This window comes from Nitrospirillum viridazoti CBAmc (genome assembly GCF_000730165.1).
GTDB lineage: Bacteria > Pseudomonadota > Alphaproteobacteria > Azospirillales > Azospirillaceae > Nitrospirillum > Nitrospirillum viridazoti.
Genome location: NZ_CP022111.1, coordinates 991326 through 1012778 on the forward strand (window position 1 = coordinate 991326; position 21453 = coordinate 1012778).

The 21453-nt window shown below is 68.5% G+C and carries 18 protein-coding genes; 12 read left to right on the forward strand and 6 right to left on the reverse strand.

Annotated features, from left to right (window positions below; translation table 11 throughout):
• Window positions 1-100 precede the first annotated feature (100 nt).
• Both Y958_RS17700 and Y958_RS17705 read left to right on the forward strand, forming a co-directional pair.
• Window positions 101-1165 carry an NAD(P)-dependent alcohol dehydrogenase gene (locus Y958_RS17700; protein WP_088873292.1) on the forward strand — a complete coding sequence of 355 codons (1065 nt, stop codon included), beginning with the start codon at window positions 101-103 and terminating at the stop codon, window positions 1163-1165.
• A gap of 190 nt (window positions 1166-1355) precedes the next feature.
• Entirely contained in the window at window positions 1356-1694 is a 339-nt protein-coding gene (locus Y958_RS17705; protein ID WP_145727839.1) for a hypothetical protein, read from the forward strand.
• A 58-nt stretch (window positions 1695-1752) separates the two neighbouring features.
• Here the strand turns inward: Y958_RS17705 and Y958_RS17710 are convergent, their stop codons facing one another.
• The 4 genes from Y958_RS17710 to Y958_RS17725 all read right to left on the reverse strand — a co-directional run bounded on the left by Y958_RS17710 (window position 1753) and on the right by Y958_RS17725 (window position 8878).
• On the reverse strand, window positions 1753-3033 hold the full coding sequence (locus Y958_RS17710) for a DUF3422 family protein (RefSeq protein WP_088873294.1): 1281 nt from the start codon (window positions 3031-3033) through the stop codon (window positions 1753-1755).
• A 135-nt stretch (window positions 3034-3168) separates the two neighbouring features.
• Window positions 3169-5319, reverse strand: coding sequence for a methylmalonyl-CoA mutase (gene scpA / locus Y958_RS17715; RefSeq protein ID WP_088874065.1), 2151 nt, complete (start codon window positions 5317-5319; stop codon window positions 3169-3171).
• 5 nt (window positions 5320-5324) lie between these two features.
• A complete protein-coding gene (locus Y958_RS17720) occupies window positions 5325-7331 on the reverse strand; it encodes an acetyl-CoA carboxylase biotin carboxylase subunit (protein WP_088873295.1) in 2007 nt (668 codons plus the stop codon).
• Between the two features lie 11 nt (window positions 7332-7342).
• Window positions 7343-8878: an acyl-CoA carboxylase subunit beta gene (locus Y958_RS17725; RefSeq protein WP_088873296.1), complete on the reverse strand. Its 1536-nt coding sequence runs from the start codon at window positions 8876-8878 to the stop codon at window positions 7343-7345.
• 201 nt (window positions 8879-9079) lie between these two features.
• On the opposite strand from Y958_RS17725, the gene Y958_RS17730 reads away from it, so the two are divergent.
• Entirely contained in the window at window positions 9080-10516 is a 1437-nt protein-coding gene (locus Y958_RS17730) for a helix-turn-helix domain-containing protein (protein ID WP_088873297.1), read from the forward strand.
• A 29-nt stretch (window positions 10517-10545) separates the two neighbouring features.
• Here the strand turns inward: Y958_RS17730 and Y958_RS17735 are convergent, their stop codons facing one another.
• The gene (locus Y958_RS17735) at window positions 10546-11262 is read right to left on the reverse strand and encodes an MgtC/SapB family protein (RefSeq protein ID WP_088873298.1); all 717 of its coding nucleotides are present in this window, start codon (window positions 11260-11262) and stop codon (window positions 10546-10548) included.
• Window positions 11263-11417: 155 nt separating this feature from the next.
• On the opposite strand from Y958_RS17735, the gene msrB reads away from it, so the two are divergent.
• Entirely contained in the window at window positions 11418-11816 is a 399-nt protein-coding gene (gene msrB / locus Y958_RS17740) for a peptide-methionine (R)-S-oxide reductase MsrB (protein WP_088873299.1), read from the forward strand.
• A gap of 12 nt (window positions 11817-11828) precedes the next feature.
• Here the strand turns inward: msrB and Y958_RS17745 are convergent, their stop codons facing one another.
• Window positions 11829-12248 (reverse strand): hypothetical protein, encoded by a 420-nt coding sequence (locus Y958_RS17745; protein WP_088873300.1) that lies wholly within the window; start codon window positions 12246-12248, stop codon window positions 11829-11831.
• 264 nt (window positions 12249-12512) lie between these two features.
• Here Y958_RS17745 and Y958_RS17750 point away from each other — a divergent pair, with 264 nt between their 5' ends.
• From Y958_RS17750 to Y958_RS17785, 8 genes are all read left to right on the forward strand, one after another.
• On the forward strand, window positions 12513-14465 hold the full coding sequence (locus Y958_RS17750; RefSeq protein ID WP_088873301.1) for a methyl-accepting chemotaxis protein: 1953 nt from the start codon (window positions 12513-12515) through the stop codon (window positions 14463-14465).
• The gene (locus Y958_RS32815) at window positions 14465-15997 is read left to right on the forward strand and encodes a chemotaxis protein CheW (RefSeq protein ID WP_088873302.1); all 1533 of its coding nucleotides are present in this window, start codon (window positions 14465-14467) and stop codon (window positions 15995-15997) included. The genes Y958_RS17750 and Y958_RS32815 overlap by 1 nt, the downstream gene beginning before the upstream one ends.
• Window positions 15994-17148 carry a chemotaxis-specific protein-glutamate methyltransferase CheB gene (cheB, locus tag Y958_RS17760; protein WP_088873303.1) on the forward strand — a complete coding sequence of 385 codons (1155 nt, stop codon included), beginning with the start codon at window positions 15994-15996 and terminating at the stop codon, window positions 17146-17148. Before Y958_RS32815 ends, cheB begins: the two co-directional genes overlap by 4 nt.
• A complete protein-coding gene (locus Y958_RS17765; RefSeq protein WP_244909443.1) occupies window positions 17145-18050 on the forward strand; it encodes a CheR family methyltransferase in 906 nt (301 codons plus the stop codon). The genes cheB and Y958_RS17765 overlap by 4 nt, the downstream gene beginning before the upstream one ends.
• Window positions 18043-20052 carry a chemotaxis protein CheA gene (locus Y958_RS17770; protein ID WP_088873304.1) on the forward strand — a complete coding sequence of 670 codons (2010 nt, stop codon included), beginning with the start codon at window positions 18043-18045 and terminating at the stop codon, window positions 20050-20052. The genes Y958_RS17765 and Y958_RS17770 overlap by 8 nt, the downstream gene beginning before the upstream one ends.
• Complete coding sequence (locus tag Y958_RS17775) at window positions 20049-20291, forward strand: hypothetical protein (protein ID WP_088873305.1); 243 nt, start codon at window positions 20049-20051, stop codon at window positions 20289-20291. The genes Y958_RS17770 and Y958_RS17775 overlap by 4 nt, the downstream gene beginning before the upstream one ends.
• Before the next feature lie 126 nt (window positions 20292-20417).
• Window positions 20418-20801 carry a response regulator gene (locus tag Y958_RS17780; RefSeq protein ID WP_088874067.1) on the forward strand — a complete coding sequence of 128 codons (384 nt, stop codon included), beginning with the start codon at window positions 20418-20420 and terminating at the stop codon, window positions 20799-20801.
• Entirely contained in the window at window positions 20798-21448 is a 651-nt protein-coding gene (locus Y958_RS17785) for a chemotaxis protein CheX (RefSeq protein ID WP_088873306.1), read from the forward strand. The genes Y958_RS17780 and Y958_RS17785 overlap by 4 nt, the downstream gene beginning before the upstream one ends.
• Window positions 21449-21453 lie beyond the last annotated feature (5 nt).

A 21453-nucleotide genomic window follows, 5' to 3' on the forward strand; every position in this document is an offset into this window, starting at 1 on the left:
TTTGCGGCGGGTAGGGCTTCGGGGGGCGGTTCGCCCGCACCGGGGGGACACCGGGAAGCCTTGCCTCATATCGGGATCAAGCCATCAGAGAGGGGCTGACGTGATCAAGACCTTGGGATATGCGGCCTACAAGGCCAAGGAAGCCCTGGCGCCGTTCACCTTCGAACGCCGGGACCCACGGGACCACGACGTGGTCATCGACATCCAGTATTGCGGCATCTGTCATTCGGACGTGCATCAGGCGCGGGAGGAGTGGGGCGGCAGCCTGTTCCCCATGGTGCCGGGGCACGAGATCGCCGGCATCGTCACCCGGGTCGGCCCGGCGGTCACCAAGTACAAGGTGGGCGACCGGGTGGGCGTCGGCTGCTTCGTCGATAGCTGCCGTGAGTGTGACTACTGCAAACAGGGCCTGGAACAGTTCTGCACCCAGGGGATGACCGGCACCTACAACGCGATGGAGCGTGACGGCAAGACGCTGAGCCAGGGCGGCTATTCCACCACCATCGTGGTGGACGAGAACTACGTCCTGCGCATTCCGGACACCCTGCCGCTGGATGCCGCCGCGCCACTGCTGTGCGCCGGCATCACGCTCTATTCCCCGCTGGCCCATTGGAAGGCCGGGCCGGGCAAGAAGGTGGCCATCATCGGCCTGGGCGGCCTGGGCCACATGGGGGTGAAGCTGGCCCACGCCATGGGGGCCGACGTCACGGTACTGAGCCAATCGCTGCGCAAGGAGGCCGACGGCCGGCGGCTGGGGGCCGACCATTTCTACGCCACGTCGGACGAAGCGACCTTCACGAAGCTGGCGGGCACCTTCGACCTGATCATCAACACGGTGTCGGCGCCCATCGACTGGAACGCCTACCTGGGCCTGCTGAAGGTTGATGGTGCCCTGGTCGTGGTGGGCGTGCCGGAGGAACAGGTGCCGGTGGGCGCCTTCTCCCTGATCATGGGCCGCCGCAGCCTGGCCGGTTCCCTGATCGGCGGCATCCAGGAAACGCAGGAGATGTTGGATTTCTGCGCCAAGCACAACATCATCAGCGACATCGAGACCATCGCCATCAACCAGGTGAACGAGGCTTATGACCGCGTCGTCGCCAGCGATGTGCGGTATCGTTTCGTAATCGATATGGCATCGTTGAAGACTGCTGAAGCCGGCTTCTAAGGCCTTACGGTTCCGACTTTGGACGGGCGGCGGGGCCATTCCGCCGCCCGCTTCATTTTGCTGAAATGGAATTTAGGTTGCGCCAGGCGCGTGCCGGTTGTGGCTGTTCCGAACGCGGACTACGCTCAAGGTCCTCGAATGGCTCTGAAGCGGTGACCCCATGCGCCCTGGTATTCTGATCCTTGCCGGCGTGATCGCCGCGCTGTCTTCCGGGGCCTGGGCCCAGGGCACCAATAGTTCGGCCACCAGTCCGGCGGCCGGCCCTGCGGCACCGCCAGCGCTGAAAAAGGACGACCTGCCCCGTGACATCATCGTCACCCCGCAAGTGCTGCCGACGCCGGAAGAAGAACAGGCCTACCACGATGCGGAATATGCCCGCCTCAAGGCCATGTTCGGCCCGCCGGAACTGCCGCCGATCTCGCGGGGGGACGCCATGAGCCGAGATGAGACACAGAACACCGGCACCGTGGCGGGGCCCAAGGCGGTCAATTGTCCTGATATCGCGGCCTGTTACGCCCCGCCGAAATAGGCCCAGACCAGGGGCGCCGGGCCAGGGCCGCCAGACTTCCTTGAACGTCAGAAAACCTTCAGTGCGGCATGTTGCGCCGCAGCCAGCGGGCGGCAATGGCCACCACGCCGGCGCAGACCGGCACGGCGATGGCCACGATGCGGCTGGTGGAAGGCCAGCCCTCCGTCTCCGGCAGGCCGTGCATCACCTTTTCCACCAGCGACACCAGGTAGTAGGTGATGCCCACGATGGACAGGGCCTCCACCGCCTCCTGGATGCGCACGTGCATGCTGGAATTGCGGTCCAGCGAGGTCAGCAGGGTGGCGCTCTGACTGGACAGGCCGACATCCACGCGGGTGCGCAGGCTGGCCTGGGCGCGTTCCATGCCGGCGGCCAGTTCCCCCTGAAGGCGGGCGGCGGCCTCCACCGTGCGGATGCCGGGCCGCAGGCGCCGCTTCAGGAACAGGCCCACGCGCTGCAGGCCGGGGATGCGATCCTCCCGCAGTTCGTCCAGCCGCTCGCTGACGATCTCGCCATAGGCCAGGCTGGCGCCGAAGCGCCAGCGGTTGCGCGTCACCAGATGGCCCAGGTCGACCGCCAGGTCGGTCAGGCTGTCCAGGATGGCGCGGTCCTCCGCCGGGGTCTTGCTGTCGCGGATGCGGCCGACGGTATCCTCCAGCCGGCGTTCCATGTCGGTCAGGACCGCCATGGTCTCGCGCGCCTGGGGGAAAGCCAGGAAGGCGGCGGCGCGGTAGGTCTCGATCTCCAGGATGCGCTGCACCAGGCGGCCCAGCCGATCGTCGGTCAGGCCCCGGTTCTGAATCAGGGCGCGGCTGTAGCCGTCACCGTCAATATGGAAGTCCAGCGCCACCCAGGCCTCACCGCCATTGACCACGGCGCCGGCGCAGCTGCCGGTGGGGAAGCGGGCGGCGAGCGCCACGGGGTCCGGCTGCCCCTCCGCCTGCTCGACCTGCACGTTAACCGCCGCCAGGCGCCGGGCGCCCAGGGGACCGAACACGCCGTCCAGCAAGGTTTCCACCGCCAGCCGGGTCTCCTCACCATGAGCGCCGGTGATGGCCACGCTGACGCTGAGGAATTCAGTGTGGTGCTCCCACTTCACCTGGGCCGGCCGGCCGGCGATGGCGGTGGCGGTGACGCCATAGCGCGGCGCCTCGGCCTGCGGGGAGGGCAGGGCGTCCAGCACGGTCAGCAGGCGGCCGGCGCAGGCCGATCCCTCCGCCGGGGTGCAGAGGTAGGTGGCCTGGAAGACCTCCACCGGCGCCTTCACCGGCATGGCCATGCGGGAGTGCAACTCCTGCATCAGCACGCCGCGCAGCGGGTGATCCGCCTCTATGCCCATGATGCCCTACCCCTCACGCCGTAAGCCGAAGTTCCGGGGGAATGCTAACACAGGGTGGGCGCCAAGCCAGGGCGGAGCCCTGTGCGCCGGGCGCACAGGGTGTTTCCCCCGCTGCATGGCTCCGCGGACGGAGGGTCAGGCGGCGGCTGGGCGCCGCTTCTGCAAAATTTCCAGGATTTCCGCGGCGGCTGTGGGGATGTTGGTGCCCGGGCCATAGATGGCGGCGGCGCCGGCCTGGTACAACATGTCATAGTCCTGGGGCGGGATGACGCCGCCGCACACCACTAGGATGTCGCCCGCGCCCTGCGCCTTCAGGCTGTCGATCAGGGCCGGGACCAGCGTCTTGTGCCCGGCGGCCTGCGACGACACGCCAATGACGTGCACGTCGTTTTCCACCGCCTGGCGGGCCGCTTCCTCCGGCGTCTGGAACAGCGGGCCGACATCGACGTCGAAGCCGATGTCGGCGAAGGCCGTGGCGATGACCTTGGCGCCCCGGTCGTGGCCGTCCTGGCCCATCTTCACCACCAGCATGCGCGGCCGGCGGCCCTCGGCCTCCGCGAAGGCCTCCACATCCTTGCGGATGCGGTTGAAGCCCTCATCGCCGTCGTAAGCCGAGCCATAGACCCCGCTGACGGAGCGGATGACGGCGCGGTGGCGGGTGAAAACCCGCTCCAGCGCGTCGGAGATTTCACCCACCGTGGCGCGGGCGCGCGTCGCCTTGATGGCGAGATCCAGCAGGTTGCCGGTGCCGTCGGCAGCACCCTGGGACAGGGCGTCCAGCGCGGCCTTCACCGCCGCGTCGTCGCGGTTGGTGCGGATGGTGTTCAGGCGGGCGATCTGGGCCTCGCGCACGGCAGTGTTGTCGATGTCCAGCACCTCCACCCGCTCAGGATTCTGCGGTCGGTACTTGTTGACGCCAACCACCACCTCCTCACCCCGGTCGATGCGGGCCTGGCGGCGGGCCGCCGCCTCCTCGATCATCAGCTTGGGCAGGCCGCTGTCCACGGCCTTGGTCATGCCGCCCATGCCCTCCACCTGATCGATCAGCTTCTCGGCCTCGGCTGCCAGGCTGTGGGTCAGACTTTCCACGTAGTAGCTGCCGCCCAGCGGGTCGACCACGTGGGGCACGCCCGTCTCCTCCGCGATGATCAGCTGGGTGTTGCGGGCGATGCGGGCGGAGAAGGGCGTGGGCAGGCCCAGCGCCTCGTCAAAGCTGTTGGTGTGCAGCGACTGCGTGCCGCCCAGCACGGCGGCCATGGCCTCGATGGTGGTGCGCACCACGTTGTTGTAGGGGTCCTGCTCCGTCAGGCTGACGCCCGAGGTCTGGCAATGGGTGCGCAGGGCCAGCGACCGCGCGTCCTGCGGATCGAAATGCTTCTTCATCAGCTTGGCCCACAGCAGGCGGGCGGCGCGCAGCTTGGCCACCTCCATGAAGAAGTTCATGCCGATGGCGAAGAAGAAGGACAGGCGCGGGGCGAACTGGTCGACCTTCAGGCCCTTGGACGCCGCCGCCCGCACATACTCCAACCCGTCCGCCAGGGTGAAGGCCAGTTCCTGCACCGCCGTCGCCCCGGCTTCCTGCATGTGGTAGCCGCTGATGGAGATGGAGTTGAACTTGGGCATGTTCAGCGCCGTGTACTCGATGATGTCGGCCACGATGCGCATGCTGGGGGTGGGCGGGTAAATGTAGGTGTTGCGGACCATGAACTCCTTCAGGATGTCGTTCTGGATGGTCCCGGACAGTTTGTCCTGGCTGACGCCCTGCTCCTCCGCCGCCACGATGTAGCCCGCCAGCACCGGCAGCACGGCGCCGTTCATGGTCATGGACACGCTCATCTTGTCCAACGGGATGCCGTCGAACAGGATCTTCATGTCCTCCACGCTGTCGATGGCGACACCGGCCTTGCCCACGTCGCCCACCACGCGGGGGTGGTCGCTGTCGTAGCCGCGATGGGTGGCCAGGTCGAAGGCCACCGACAGGCCCATCTGGCCCGCCGCCAGGTTGGCCTTGTAGAAGCGGTTGCTTTCCTCCGCCGTGGAGAAGCCGGCGTACTGCCGGATGGTCCAGGGCCGGTGGCTGTACATGGTGGCCCGGGGACCCCGCGTGTAGGGCGCGAAGCCCGGCAGGGTCTGAAGCTCCAGTCCCTCCAGATCCGCTGCGGTGTAGAGCGGCTTCACCGCGATGCCCTCGGGCGTGGTGCGCACCAGGCCTTCGGGGTCGGCACCGAATTCCTTGGCGGCCAGGCGCTGCCAATCGGCCAGGGTCTTCTCGGAGAAGTCGCTCATGATGGTCACTCGAACTCGATGATGATCTGGTCGACGGCCAGGGACGTGCCCTTTTCGGCCGCGATCTTCTTGACGGTGCCGTCGGATTCGGCGCGTAGGATGTTTTCCATCTTCATGGCCTCCACCACCGCCAGCTCCTGGCCGGCCTTGACCTCATCGCCCACGGCCACCGCCACGGTGACCAGCAGGCCCGGCATAGGCGACAGCAGGAACTTGGACATGTCCGGCTTGGCCTTGATGGGCATCAGGGCCGCGAACTCCGCCGCCCGGACGGTCAACACCTGCACCTCCAACTCCGCCCCGCCGTGGAACAGGCGGTAGCCGATGCCCGTGCCGTCCACCTGAACGGCCAGGGCGTGACCATCCACCGTGCCGGCCCACAGCGATTGGCCGGGGTGCCAGTCGGTGTTGCGCACCGCATACGTCCGGCCGTCCAGCGTCACGTCATGGCCGTCATCCACGGCGACGATCTCCGCCGGATGGTTGTCCCGGCCGCAGCGCACCACCCAGGTGGCGGGCACCACGCGGTGGTGGCCGGCCATCTGGCCGGAGATGGTCGCGTCCCGCTCCACCCGGCTGCGGTGGATGCTGGCGGCCATGGCCAGCAGGCGGGTCAGCACCTCGGCCGGCAGTTCGCGGCCGTGGAAGCCGTCGGGGAATTCCTCGGCGATGAAGTTGGTGGTCAGGCGCCCTTCACCGAAGCGGCGGGATTCCACCAGGGCCGCGAGGAAGCTGATGTTGTGGCCCACGCCGCGGATCTGGAAGCGGTCCAGCGCGTCGCCCATGGCGGTGATGGCCGTGGTGCGGTCGGGGCCGTAGGTGATCAGCTTGGCGATCATGGGATCATAGAACATGCTGATCTCGCCGCCCTCGTGGATGCCGGTATCCACGCGGACGATGCTGCCCTCCTGCGCGCCCGGGCCCTCGGCCGGGGGCCGGTAGCGGGTGACGCGGCCGATGGACGGCAGGAAGTTGCGCGTGGGCTCCTCCGCGTACACGCGGGCCTCCAGCGCCCACCCGTTCAGCTTTACGTCATCCTGGATGATCGGCAGCTTCTCGCCCGCCGCCACGCGGATCATCAGTTCCACCAGGTCCAGGCCGGTGATCATCTCCGTCACCGGATGTTCCACCTGTAGGCGGGTGTTCATCTCCAGGAAGTAGAAGTTGCGGTCCTTGTCGACGATGAACTCCACTGTGCCAGCACTGCGGTATTGTACCGCCTGCGCCAGGGCCACGGCCTGCTCACCCATGGCCTTACGCGTGGCCTCGTCCAGGAAGGGGCTGGGCGCCTCCTCGATCACCTTCTGGTGGCGGCGCTGGATGCTGCATTCACGCTCGCCCAGGTAGACGCAGTTGCCATGGGCATCGGCCATGACCTGGATTTCGATGTGCCGGGGCTCGGTCACGTACTTCTCGATGAACACCCGGTCGTCGGCGAAGCTGGAGCGCGCCTCATTGCTGGCGCTGCGGAAGCCTTCGCGCGTCTGGGCGTCGTCCCAGGCCACGCGCATGCCCTTGCCGCCACCGCCGGCCGACGCCTTGATCATCACGGGATAGCCGATGTCGTGGGCGATGCGCACCGCCTCCTCATCGTCCTTGATGACGCCCAGGTAGCCGGGAACGGTGCTGACGCCGGCGGCCTTGGCCAGCTTCTTGGACTCGATCTTGTCGCCCATGGCGCCGATGGCGTGGACGTCCGGGCCGATGAAGGCGATGCCGGCGGCCTTCAAGGCCTCGCAGAACGCTGCCTTTTCCGAGAGGAAGCCATAGCCGGGATGAACGGCCTCGGCCCCCGTTTCCAGGCAGGCCTGGATGATGCGGTCGGCCACCAGATAGCTTTGGGCCGACGGCGCCGGGCCAATGGCCGCGGCCTCGTCCGCCATCTGCACGTGCAAGGCGCCGGCGTCCGCCTCGGAATAGACGGCGACGGTCTTGATGCCCATGCGGCGCGCCGTCTTGATGACCCGGCAGGCGATCTCGCCCCGGTTGGCGATCAGGATCTTGGAGAACATCAGGACGGGCCTCAAAGCGGCAGGTTGTCGTGCTTCTTCCAAGGGTTCTCCAGCTTCTTGTTCTTGAGCATGGAGAACGCCTTGATCAGGCGGCGGCGGGTATTGTGCGGCATGATGATGTCGTCGATGTAGCCGCGCGAGGCCGCGACGAAGGGGTTGGCGAACTTCTGCCGGTATTCCTCCGTCCGCGCGTCGATCTTGGCCGCGTCGCCGATGTCGGCGCGGAAGATGATCTCGACGGCGCCCTTCGGCCCCATCACCGCGATCTCCGCCGACGGCCAGGCATAGTTGACGTCGCCGCGCAGGTGCTTGGACGCCATGACGTCATAGGCGCCGCCATAGGCCTTGCGCGTGATCAGCGTGACCTTGGGCACGGTGGCCTCGGCATAGGCGAACAGCAGCTTGGCCCCGTGCTTGATGATGCCATTGTATTCCTGCGCCGTGCCGGGCAGGAAGCCGGGCACGTCCACCAGGGTGCAGATCGGGATGTTGAAGGCGTCGCAGAAGCGCACGAAGCGGGCGGCCTTGATGGAACTGTCGATGTCCAGGCAGCCGGCCAGCACCAGCGGCTGGTTGGCCACGAAGCCCACGGTGGACCCGTTCAGCCGGCCGAAGCCGATGATGATGTTCTTGGCGTAATCCGGCTGCAGCTCGAAGAAGTCGCCCTCGTCCACGACCTTCAGGATCAGTTCCTTCATGTCGTAGGGCTTGTTGGGGTTGGCTGGCACCAGGGTGCCCAGCGACGGTTCCGGCCGGTCGACCGGGTCGGCGGTGACGCGGACCGGCGCCTGTTCCCGGTTGGACAGGGGCAGGAAGTCGAAGAAGCGGCGGGTGTGCAGCAGCGCCTCGACATCGTTGTTGAAGGCGAGGTCGGCCACGCCGGACTTGGCGGTGTGGGTCACAGCCCCGCCCAGCTCCTCCGCCGTCACCACCTCATGCGTCACCGTCTTCACCACGTCGGGGCCGGTGACGAACATGTAGCTGCTGTCCTTCACCATGAAGATGAAGTCGGTCATGGCCGGGCTGTAGACGGCGCCGCCGGCGCAGGGGCCCATGATCAGCGACAGCTGCGGCACCACGCCGGAGGCCAGGACGTTGCGCTGAAACACCTCGGCATAGCCGCCCAGGCTGGCCACACCTTCCTGGATGCGGGCGCCGCCGCTGTCGTTCAGGCCGATGACGGGGGCGCCCACCTTCATCGCCTGGTCCATGATCTTGCAGATCTTCTCGGCATGCGCCTCGGAGAGGGAGCCGCCGAAGACCGTGAAGTCCTGGCTGAAGACGAAGACCAGGCGGCCGTTGATGGTGCCGTGGCCGGTCACCACGCCATCGCCCGGCACCTTCTGCTCCGCCATGCCGAAGTCGGCGCAGCGGTGCTCCACGAACATGTCCCATTCCTCGAAGGAACCGGCGTCCAGCAGCAGCTCCAGCCGTTCGCGGGCCGTCAGCTTGCCCTTGGCATGCTGGGCCGCCACGCGCTTTTCACCGCCGCCGGCGCGCGCGCCCTGGCGTTTGGCTTCAAGGGTTTCAATGACCGTGAGCGTCAACGCCCGTCTCCTGACCGGTTATGGGTGCGCCGGATGGCGGCTGTTTTTGGGTGTGGCGATGGCAGCGGGGGCCACCTGGATTGACAGCTGCGATGTTTGCAAACAGTTTGATCCCAGTTCAAGCCGATGCCACGCGAAATCGTGCGACGCCGGGGTGGTTAATTTGTGAAGTTTGTAAAATTGAATGAGGGTGCAACGGCCATGGCGGGCAAGATTTTCGCGGGCGAACGGGTGCGGCAACTGCGCCAGCAGCGGGGCATGGCGCTGTCCGCCCTGGCCCAGGCCAGCCAGCTGTCCATGAGTTATCTAAGCCAGATCGAAAACAATCAACGCCCCCTCAGCACGGCAGCGCTCGCGGCCATCTCCGCCGTGTTCGGGGTGGAACCGCGCCATTTCGCCGACGACAGCGATTTGCGCCTGGGCAGCGAGCTGCGCGAGGTACTGGGCGACCCGCTGTTCGCCGACGACGCCTCCGGCCTCAGCGCCATCAGCGACGCGGTACGCGCAGCACCCGGCATCGCCGGCCAGTTCATCAAGCTCTACCGCGCCTACCAGCATTTGATGGAGGAGGGGGCGCGCCACCGCCTGGATCAGGATCTGGAGATGGAAACCGGCGGCACGGCGCCCTTCCCCTATGACGACGTGCGCGACTTCGTGCAGAGCAAGCGCAACCATTTCGCCAGCCTGGACGTGGCGGCGGAAACGCTGTTCGAAAGCCAGGGCTTCACCGCCACCCGCCTGCTGGAAGACCTGATCGACTACCTGCGCGATCGCCACGGCGTCACCTGCGCCGTGTCGGCGGCGCTGGGCGGGGAGGGGGTGCTGTGGCGCTACGATCCCGCCCTGCGCCAGCTGCATCTGGCGGAAAGCGCGCCGCGCGAAAGCCGCGCCTTCTTCCTGGCGCAGCAGATCGGCCGCATGCAGTTCGCCCCCCTGATCGAGGAGGAGGTGCGCAAGGCGCCGTTGAGCAGTCCCGAGGCGCGCGGCCTGGCCTACACGGGCCTCGCCAATTACTTCGCCGGCGCCCTGATCCTGCCCTATGGCCGCTTCCTGACCCAGGCGCGGGCCGTGCGCCATGACATCGAACGGCTGCAGCACCATTTCGGCACCAGCTTTGAGCAGGTGTGCCACCGGCTCAGCACCATGCAGCGGCCGGGCAACGCCGGCATCCCCTTCTACTTCCTGAAGGTCGACCGGGCGGGCAACATCTTCAAGCGCAGCAGCGCCACCCGTTTCCAGTTCGCCCGCTTCGGCGGCGCCTGCCCCTTGTGGAACGTGCACGAGGCCTTCGCCCAGCCGGGCCGCATCCTGGTGCAGGTGGCCCGCACGCCGGACGGCATCACCTATCTCTGCATCGCCCGCACCGTCACCATGACCGGTGGCGGCTACCTGTCCCGCCCGCGCGAGGCGGCGCTGGGCCTGGGCTGCGAGATCACCCATGCCGGCGACCTGGTCTATTCGGCCGGCCTGGACCTGCAGAACCAGGAAACGGCGGTGCCCATCGGTTCCAGCTGCAAGGTCTGCGACCGCGACGACTGCCGCCACCGCGCCTTCCCCTCCATCGGCCGGGGCCTGGCCATCGCCGGGCATGAGCGCCACGTGGTACCGTTCAGCGTGACGCCTGGCGGGATTAAGTGAAGCCTAGCGGCCGGCGTTTGAGCGCGCCCTCAACCCTCGGGCTCCGCCCGCTCCACTTCCCAGCTGACGGCATAGACATAGGGCTCCAGGCTCAGGCGGCCCACCATCTGCTCCATCGCCGCGTCGTTGCGGGTGGGGGAGACGGCCTTGGCGGTCACGTCGACCTTGGTGGTGTCCGGCACGTCCTGGCTGTCGATGCGGCGCAGGCCCAGGCCGCCGTGGGTCAGGGCGTGCATGAGCAGGGAGCGGATGTGCGCCTCCTCCGCCCCTTTGCAGGTGACGGAGACGGTGTAGTGCGTTTCCACATCCGTGGCGATCAGGATGCGGCGGTTCATGCGGCGCACCAGGGGCCGCAGGATCAGGTTGGTGACGACGACGAAGCCGGCCGCCGCCAGGCTGGGCAGCCAGTAGCCGCCGCCGGCGAAGGTGCCGACCATGGCGGAGCACCACAGGGTGGCGGCGGTGTTCAGGCCGTGGACGTTCACGCCCTCGCGCAGGATCACGCCCGCACCCAGGAAGCCGATGCCCGACACCACCTGCGCCGCCACGCGGGTGGGATCGCCCTGGCCCACCATGGCGGAGAAGATGACGAAGCCGGCGGAACCCAGGGCCACCAGCGCGTTGGTGCGCAGGCCGGCCATCTTCTGGTGCAGCTGGCGTTCGAAGCCGATGCCCGAGCCCAGGGTCAAGGCCATGGCCAGGCGCAGCACGACTTCCAGGGGGTTGGTCAGGTCGCCGGTTATCATCCTGTATTCTCTTATCTTTGGCGCCGCGCCGATCGGCACCGTTTATGGCGCCGGCCGAACCATAAGGCAAGCAGGCGGGCGGCCACGACCCTGTGGCAATCCGCGCGCCGAAGGCCCATATCGGTAGCGACTTGGTAAAAAAGGAGCGTCAGGCCATGGATGGCGAATACGAAGTGGTGCGCACGGACGAGGAATGGCGCCAGCTGCTGACGCCGGAGCAGTACGCCGTCATGCGCGGCCACGGCACCGAACGGCCGGGCAGTTGCGCCCTGAACCATGAGAAGCGGCCGGGCACCTTCTCCTGCGCCGGCTGCGGCCAGCCGCTGTTCCAGTCCACCCGCAAGTTCGAGAGCGGCACCGGCTGGCCCAGTTTCAACGACCCGGTGGAGGGTTCCGTCGCCACCACGGTGGACCGCAGCTATGGCATGGTGCGGACCGAGGTGCACTGCGCCCGCTGCGGCAGCCACCTGGGCCACGTCTTCCCTGACGGCCCGCCGCCCACGCACCTGCGCTATTGCATCAACGGCGTCGCGATGAACTTCGACGCGGATTGAGGTTCCAAGCGCTTAGTGCCGGCCCAGCTTACCCGCGGCGGGGCCGGCGGCGGCCACCGCCTGCTCCGCGCACTTGCTCAGGGTGTTCTCCTGGCAGGTGACTTCGGTGAAGCCCAGCGTCTGGCCCTGGGCGGAGGCGTAGCGGATGGGGAAGGCCAGCTTGTAGTGGATGCCCGAGCGCGCCGCCGCCGTGGGACCCTGCACCACCACGATCAGGGAATTGGCCCGGTGCCCGCTGCTGAGCACGAAGGCACCGTCGCGGCCGAAGGCCTGAACCACGGCGCCGGCCAGGGCGACCGTGACGTCATCATCGCCGCCGCGCAGCACCTCCACCTCGGTGGGGGCGCCGGCACGGGCGGGTGGCCATCCCGGGATGCACGCGACGGTCACGGCCATCACCACCGCCACTTTCACGATTCCGCGCGCATCCATCGCCCTCTCCCGTCCTCAAAAGCCCTCACGCACAGCTTTACGCGAAACGCTTGTGGGTTTGCCAGCGATGGTCCCAGATGGGGGATCGTGCCGCGGCGTCTCTTAACCATAGTGCCTATGGCCTTACGTCGATTGCTGCGGCAAGCGCCTGGCCTGTAAAACGAACTCCACGCATCGTGACGCCGAGGATGCCCGGGATGCCCTCCCGGACGGTATGGGGCGGGGCCCGTTCGCGGATGAGGGCTTCGGATTGGGGAAAACATCATGGCATTGGTAAAGACCTCCCGCTTGGCCGGGGCGAAGGGCCGAGCCCGCACCCAGGCGGCGGCCGCCGCCACGGTCGAGGCGCCGGTGAAGGCCACGCCCAAGGCCGTGGCACCGCCCAAGCGCACGCGCCGGCCCCTGCTGGCCGCCACCCGCCAGACGGCGGCGGAACGTATCGCCGCCGCCACCGAGGAGCTGGCCGCCGGCGTGGCGGAGGCGTCCGCCGCGTCGGAAGAGCTGCGCCGGTCGCTGGAGCAGATCGCCAGCGCGGCGGAAGAGGCGGCGTCGGCCAGCCATGAATCCCTGGCGGCCGTCGCGGGCATGGCCACCTCGTTCCAGCAGGCGCGGGAGCGGGCGGACAGGGCGCAGACACGCACCTTGGCCTTGCAGACCCAGCTGACCGAGGCCGCCGCCCTGATCGAGGCGTCGGTGACGGCGGTGGCCGCCAGCGCCGACCGGCAACTGAAATCGGTCGACATCATCGTCACGCTGGAGCGCCACGCCGACCATATCGGCGACATCACCCGCACGGTGGCGGACATATCCGACCAGACCGGCCTGCTGGCCCTGAACGCCGCCATCGAGGCGGCGCGGGCGGGCGATCACGGCCGGGGCTTCGCCGTGGTGGCGGATGAGGTGCGCGCCTTGTCAGAGACCTCGGAAAAGCGGTCGCGCGACGTTCAGGTTCTGGCCGGCAGCATCACGAATGAGGTGCGCATCGTCGCCGACCGGGTTCGCGCGGCGGCGGCCACGGCGACCGCCGAGGCGGCCGAGGGGCGCACCGTCACCACCCAGCTGGAGAGCACCCGCGCCGACCTGGCCGGCCTGGTCGATGGCGCCCAGGCCATCCTGCTGGCGGCAGTGGAGGCGGATGCCGCCGCGCGGGAGGCGCAAAAGGGGGCGGAAAACATCTCCAGCGCGGCGGAGGAACAGTCCGCGGCGGCGGCGGAGGCCCAGCGCTCCGTGGCGCAGCAGAGCCAGGCGCTGGACCAGAGCCGCCAGGCCGCCGATGCTCTGGCCGCCCTGTCCGAGGGCCTCAGCGTCGAAGGCCAGCGCGGCAGCCTGGTCGAAGACGTGGGCGCCATGGCGGAGCAACTGTCGGCGGCGGTGCAGCAGCTGTCGGGTGCTGCCGGCGAAATCCTGATCGCCATCAATCAGATCAGCCGGGGGGCCCAAATCCAGGCCGCCGCCACCCAGCAGTCCAGCAGCGCCATGGGTCAGATCCAGCGGGCGGCCCAAGCCACCAGCAGTAGCGCTGGCCAGGCGCTGGACCGGATCAAAGGCTCGCAAGCCATGCTGGCGCAAGGTCGTGCCACCGTGGCCAGGCTGACTCAGGGTGCGGGCCGGGCCCTGGCCGAAACCCGCGCGGTGATCGACCTGGTCGCCGCGCTGGAGGAAACCGGCCGGCGCATGGAGAAGATCGTGGACGGCATAGCCATCGTGGCGGTGCAGACCACGATGCTGGCCGTCAGCGGATCGGTCGAGGCAGCGCGGGTCGGGGACCAGGGTACCGGCTTCGCCGTGGTTTCCACCGATATCCGCGCCCTGGCGCGGGATTCGGGCGAAAACGCCGACCGCGCGAAGGACGTCATCCGCCAGTTCCAGCTGCTGGTGGCGGCCGTGCGCCGCGATCTGGAACAGATCGCCGCCGTGGCCGAGGCCGAGATGCAGAAGAACAAGGAGATCGACGTCCGGCTGGCCGCCATCGCCACCGGCGCGCAGGAGCTTTATGCCGCCAGCAGCGACATCGCTGCCGGGGCCGACACCATCAGCGGCACGGTGCGCGAGGTGTTGAGCGGCGTGCAGCAGATCGCCGTGGCGGCGGAACTGGCCGGCGGGGCCGCCATCCAAGCCGCCACCGCCGCCCGGCAGCAAGCACGCGGGGCGGAAGACCTGGCGGCCGCCATCGAGGAGATCGCGTCGCTGGCCGACGAGTTGCAGAAAGCCGGGTGATGGCCGCTTCCAAGGCGGCCGGGGGCCGCCACCAGCACGTGCTGACCTTCCGCGTGGGCGCCATCCGATTGGCTGCTTCGGCCGCCGACGTGATCGAGGTGTTGCGCCCCGTGCGCGTGACCCGGATGCCGCACGCGCCACCCGGCTTGGCCGGGGTCGCCAGCGTACGCGGCGCCGTCGTGCCCGTGCTGTCGCTGGCGCGCCTGCTGGGCGGGGAGGAAGCCGCGTCCGGCGCCGCGTCCCGCCTTCTGCTGCTGCAGGCGGAGGAGCCCGTGGCGCTGACGGTGGACGAGGTGGGGGCGCTGGCCCAGCTTGACGCTGGCGCGGACCAGGCCGCCGGCGGGCTATACGCCCACGAGGACGGCGCCCTGCGCCTGATCGACTTGGCCGAGCTGCTGCGCCGGGAGTTTGCCGGCCTGATCCGGCGCGGCGCTGGGCCAGGCCGGGCGGAGCCTGCCGAGCCGCGCCGGCAGGCGGCCAAGGATGAGCGCGCCTTTCTGGCCTTCACCCTGGCGGATCAGGCCTACGCCTTGCCCTTGGCGGAGGTGGGGGAGGTCATCACCCTGCCGGACCATCTGGCGAAGCTGCCCCGTACCGACGCCGCCATGGTGGGCGCCGCGTCGCTACGAGGCGCCCTGCTGCCCATCGTTTCTCTGCGGGCGCTGCTGGGCCTGGGCATCGCCGCCAGCGATCAGCGCGGGGCGCGCGTGGTCATCGCCCATATCGGTGGGTCGCGGGTGGGGCTGCTGGTTGACCGGCTGAATTCCATCCTGCGCGTGCCGGCGGACAGCGTGGGCGCGGTGCCGGCGGTACTGAACCGGGGCCGGGGCGAGGCCCAGATCCAATCCATCTGCCGTCTGCCGGATGGTTGCGGCCTGGTCTCCATCCTGTCGGGCGCGCGGCTGTTCCGGGATGACACGGTGGCACATATTCTGGCGGATGGCGGCCCCGACCCGCAGGAGGCACCTGACATGAACCCTGACGGCCGTGCGACGACGGCTGACCGCGTGGTGGTCTTCCAGCTGGGGGACGAGGAATACGGCCTGCCCGTGGACGCGGTGGAGGAGGTGGTGCGCCTGCCCGACACCCTGACCCGTGTGCCCAAGGCGCCCGGCTTCATCGAGGGGGTCATGAACCTTCGCGGCCAGGTGCTGCCGGTCATCGACCAGCGCCGCCGGTTCGGCGTGGCGGGATCCGGCACCGGCCGCCGGCGGGTCATCGTGACCCGCATCAACGGCAAACTGGCCGGCTTCGCCGTGGATGGCGTGTCGGAGATCCTGGCCCTGCCAGCTGACCGGGTGAGTGAGACACCGGATTTCACCCAGCCGGGCGACGCAGAGGGTGCCTCGGTGTTCAGCCGCATTGCCAACCTGGAGACGGCGGACGGTGCCGGCCGCATGATCCTGCTGATCGAACCGCGGGCCCTGCTGGACCGGGCGGAGCGTGACCTGTTGGCCGCCCTCGACGCAGCCTTGAAGGGGGACGACGCCCCGGCGGGGAGCGATGCCATGACCGGTTCGGCCGCCCCGTGACCCGCCTGCTGATCGTGGACGACAGCGCCCTGGTCCGCCGTCTGCTGGGCGACCTGTTCACCGCGGCCGGTGATTTCGAGGTGGCGTTCGCCCGCGACGGGCTGGAGGCGCTGGCCCTGCTGCGGGGGTTCAATCCCGACGTCATCACCCTGGACGTCCACATGCCGCAGATGGACGGGCTGACCTGCCTGGACCAGATCATGGTGGAACAGCCCCGGCCGGTGGTGATGGTCTCCTCCTTCACCGAGGCGGGGGCCGAGGTGACGCTGGAAGCCATGGCGCTGGGGGCGGTGGATTTCATTCAGAAGCCGGAGGGGGCCATCTCCCTCAAGATGGACCAGTTGGGGCCCGGCCTGGTGGACAAGGTGCGCCAGGCGGCAGGCGCCCGCCTGCGCCGGTCCCACCGCCTGGCCGAGCGCCTGCGCCGGCAAGCGGACGCCATCGAGGCCGGCAGGCCGGATATCGGTGCCGTCCCCGGGGGTGCCGTCGCCCGGGCCAAGCGCGCCCGGTTGCTGACCGACGCCCTGCCGCAGGAGGTGGAGGGGGCGGCCTCGCCGGCGGAAAGTCAGGCGGTGCCCGGCCTGGTGCTCATCGGCTGTTCCACCGGTGGTCCGCCGGCGCTGGACGCCGTGCTGGAAGGGTTGCCGGCGGACTTTCCCTGGCCGGTGTTGGTGGCCCAGCACATGCCGGCCACCTTCACCGGCCCGCTGGCGCGCCGCCTGGACCGCCTCTGCGCCCTGACGGTGCAGGAAGTGGCGCGGCCCACCCCGCTGGCCCCGGGGAACGTCTATATCGGCCGGGGCGATGCCGACCTGGTCCTGAGCCAGCGCCCCTCCGGCTTGGTGGCGTTGCCCACCCCCGCCAAGGAGGAATACCGCTGGCATCCCAGCGTCGATCGGCTGGTCGAGAGCGCATTGTCGCTGGTGGAGCCGTGGCGCCTGGTGGGCGTGCTGATGACCGGCATGGGCTATGACGGCGCGGCCGCCATGACCCGCCTGCGCAACGACGGCGGACGCACCATCGCGGAGTCCGAGGAGAGCGCCGTGGTCTGGGGCATGCCGGGAGAACTGGTGAAGGCGGGCGGGGCAGACGTTGTGGCCCCGCTGGAGGAAATATCCGGCCGCCTGGTGCGTATGGTGGCCGGCCGATGAGTCCCCGCCGCCCCCAGGGCCCCAGCGGCGACGCCCCGTTGCTGAGCGCGCCCGAACTCGCCCGCTTCTGCGAGTTCCTGTATGACCGCACGGGCATGCAGTTCGGGGAGAGCAAGCGGTATTACGTCGACCGGCGCGTGGGTCAGCGCATGGCGCTGACGGGGGCCGGCAGCTTCGCCGACTATTTCAACCACCTGCGCCTGGATCCCGTGGAGGCGGAGCGGCTGATCAACAGCTTCACCGTCAACGAGACGTATTTCTACCGCGAAGACCATCAGTTGAAGAGCCTCAGCCGCGACATGCTGCCGGACATCGTTTCTCGGCGGGGGCCGGGCGACAAGCTGCGCCTATGGTCCATCCCTTGCTCGACGGGCGAAGAACCGTATTCCATCGCCATCTGGCTGCTGGAGAACTGGGCCATGGTGGACGCCTATCATGTGGAGATCGTCGGCTCGGACATCGATACCCACGCCTTGGAGGAGGCGCGGCTGGGGCGGTACGCCGCCAAGTCGCTGGCGCGCTTGCCGCCGGATCTGCGGCGGGACTATTTTCTAGAGTCCAAAGGACGGGGTGGGGTTGAGCATTTCCAGATCATCCAGGATTTGCGGGAATCCGTGACCTTCACCAATGCCAACCTGATGGATGGGGACGCGCTGGCCATTCACGGCAAGTTCGATGTCATCTTCTGCCGCAACCTGTTGATCTATTTCGATGACCGATCGCGGCGCCAGGCAGTGCGCAACCTGCACGACCGATTGGTGCCGGGCGGTTATCTGTGCCTGGGTCATTCGGAGTCGCTGGCCCGCCTGAGCGACAGTTTCGACGTACAGCGTTTCGCCGACGCCGTGGTCTATCAGCGCCCGCGTGACCCCCGCCCAGCCAAGGCGGGCCGCGATGGATGAACTGCTGGAACAGTTCCTGATCGAGGGGCCGGAGCAGGTGCAGCATGCGGGCGAAGCCTTGCTGGCCCTGGAAGGCCGGCCGGATGACGCCGCCCTGGTCGACCAGGCCTTTCGCGCCATCCACACGCTCAAGGGCTCGGTCGGCCTGTTCGACCTGCCGGCCATGGGGCAGGTGCTGCATGTCGCGGAGGATCTGCTGGGCGCGTGGCGCGATGGGCGCCGGGCCCTGTCACGGGGCGCCGTGGACGCCTTGATCGCAGCCACCGGCCAGACGGAACGCTGGCTGGGCGTCCTGGCGGCAACGGGCGGCGGCCTGCCGGCGGACGCCGACGCCGTGGCGGCCGACCTGGTCAGCCGCCTAAACCGCGCCCTCGACGGCGATGCGCCGCCATCGGCCCCGATCCAGGCGACGGACATCGACACCGCCTGGATCGAGGCCCTGTTCCGGGACCGCGACTTGGCCCCCGCCCGCCACCCCAGGGTGACGGCATTGCGCTATGTCCCCGATGCCGGCTGCTACTTCCGCGGGGATGATCCCGTCGCCTTCGCCCGGGCGGTGCCGGATCTGCTGGCCCTGCGCATTACCCGGCGGGATGTCGCCGCGCCGGTGGCGGCGGATGCCTACGATCCCTACGCCTGCGATCTGGTGGTTGAATTGCTGTCGGCCGCGGCGCCGGAGGTGGTCAAGGGGCCCTTCCGTTTCGTGCCCGACCAAATCCAGCTGCTGTCCTGGTCGCCGCCTCCGTCGCCATCCGCGCCCGTGCCGCCGCCAGCTCTGGCGGAGGGGCCGCGCAGCCTGAGGGTGGAGGCCAGCCGTATCGACGCCCTGGCCCAGCTGGTGGATGAACTGGTGGTGGCCAAGAACGCGCTGTCCGACCTGGCGGGGCAGATGGCGGACGGATTGGCGCCGCAAGCGGCAGCGCAAATACTGGGTGACCGCCAGGCGGCGCTGGACCGGCTGGTCGCGCGCCTGCACCGCACGGTGATGGGCATACGCCTGGTGCCCATCCTGCCCTTGCTGCGCCGCTTCCCCCGGGTTGTGCGCGAAACCGCGACCGCCTTGGGCAAGGAGGTTGACTTGGCGGTCGATGGTCAGGATGTCCAGGTCGACAAGGCCATCGTCGAGGGGTTGTTCGAACCCCTGACCCATTTGCTGCGTAACGCCGTCGATCACGGCATCGAGCCGGCAGCGGAGCGTGCGGCGGCGGGCAAGCCTGCCCGCGCCTTGATCAGCCTGGTCGCCCGGCGCGAGGGTGACCACGTCGTCATCGACGTGGCGGACGATGGGCGCGGCATGGACCCGGTCCGCATCCGCCGGGCTGCCGCCGCGCGTGGGCTGTTGCCCGACCGCATGCTGGACGCCCTGGCCGACGACCAGGTGCTGGACCTGGTGTTCCGTCCCGGCTTCTCGACCGCCGAGGCGGTGACCGACTTGTCCGGCCGGGGGGTGGGCATGGACGCGGTGCGCGCCGCGGTCGGCCGCCTGGGCGGCAGCGTTGGCATCAGCAGTGCCTCCGGCCAGGGCACGACGGTGCGCCTGGTCCTGCCCCTGAACCTGGTGCTGACCAAGGTCATGATCGTGACGGTGGCGGGGGAGCGCTACGGCATCCCCATGGACGGCATCGTGGAAACGGCGCGTGTGGACCCGGACCGCGTCTTTCCCATCCGCGCTGGGAGGGCTTTCGTGCTGCGCGACACTGCCGTACCGCTCCTATCCCTGGCGGCATTGCTGGGGTTGCCGGAAGAGGCGCGGGCGGACGGGGGACCGTGCCGGGCGGTGGTGGCGCGGATGGGTGGCGAGCTGGTGGCGGTGGAGGTTGGCGCGTTCGTCGGCCGGCGCGACGTGGTGTTGCGGCCTCTGACCGGCCTGCTATCCGCGATGCCGGGCGTGTTGGGGACAACTCTTTTGGGGGATGGGCACGTGCTGATGATCCTGGATGTGCCCGGCCTGATCGCCGCCGCGCCCAGCGACACGGCGCCGGTGGGGCAGGGGGCGCCATGACGGTGGAGGTTGTGGGGAATGTGATCCACCTGCGAGGCGTCTGCGCCGCCGAGGACGCGGAAGCCTTGCTGTCGCGGCTGCAGGCGGCGCCCCAGGCCGAAATCGACGTCACCGCCTGCCGCCACCTGCACGGCGCCGTTGTCCAGGTTTTGCTCGCTTTTCGGCCTAATGTACGCGGTATGGCCGAAGATATATTTCTGCGCGACTGGGTCATACCCAATTTGGCCGCGCATCGCTAAGTCTTTCGCAGACAAGATTACTGAGCGCGCGCTATACATATTTGGTCACTGGCCGGGTGCGAAAAGACCGATAACTTGCTGGTGACGACAATAGGCAGATTGGATGACTTGGGCGGGATGGTTGAAATGGGTACTACGGTCTTAATCGTCGATGATAGCAAGCTAGCGCGCATCGTCGTGGCCAAGGCTATCGCGGCGCTGCAGCCCGGTTGGACAAAGGTCGAGGCGAGCAACGCCGACGAGGCGCTGGCCGTCCTGCGCGATGGTCAGGTCGATCTCGCCATTCTGGACTTCAACATGCCCGGCCGAAATGGATTGGAATTGGCGGAGCATATGCGACATCGCTACCCGGACATGCCCATAGCGCTCGCGACCGCCAACGTGCAGGACGAGGTGATCGCCCGCGCCCGCGCGGCCAACGCCACCTTCGTCAGCAAGCCCATCACCGAAGACGGGATCCGGGATTTCCTGTCCGGCGCAGCCTTGAAGCTGCGCGCGGTGCACGGATGAACCAAACCCCCCATATCCTGGATGAGTTGGAGAACGACGCGCTGACCGAACTGGTCAACATCGGTGTCAGCCGCGCGGCCGTCAGCCTGCGCAAGATGGTGGGCAACCAGGTGACGCTGTCAGTGCCGTCGGTGGAGGTGGTGGGGCGCAAGCTGGCCGCCACCCTGATCCAGGAGCGGGAAAGCGATGAACTGGTGGCCGTTCGCCAGGACTTCTCCGGCGCCTTCAACGGCCGCGCCCTGCTGATCTTCCCTGAGTCCAATAGCCTGGAACTGGTCCGCGCCGTCACCCAGGACGAGCTGTCGCGGACGGAGATGGTGGACATCGAGGAGGAGGCCCTGGCCGAGACGGGCAACGTCGTTCTGAACGGTTGCCTGGCCACCATGGCCAATATCCTGCAGCGGCCCCTGACCATGTCGTTGCCGCAGGTGCTGCGCGGCGATGGGCAGATCCTGTTCGAACTGGCGGAAAAGCACGATGACGACGGCGTCGTCCTGTTCCTGTACATCAATTTCGCCATCAGCGGCCGGGACATCCGGGGCTATATCGCCATGCTGATGGATCTGCCGTCGTTGCAGTCGCTGAAGGAGCTGATTGGCGAATTCATTGCGCGGGTGGTGGGCACGGATGGTGGCGATGCCCACTGATGGTC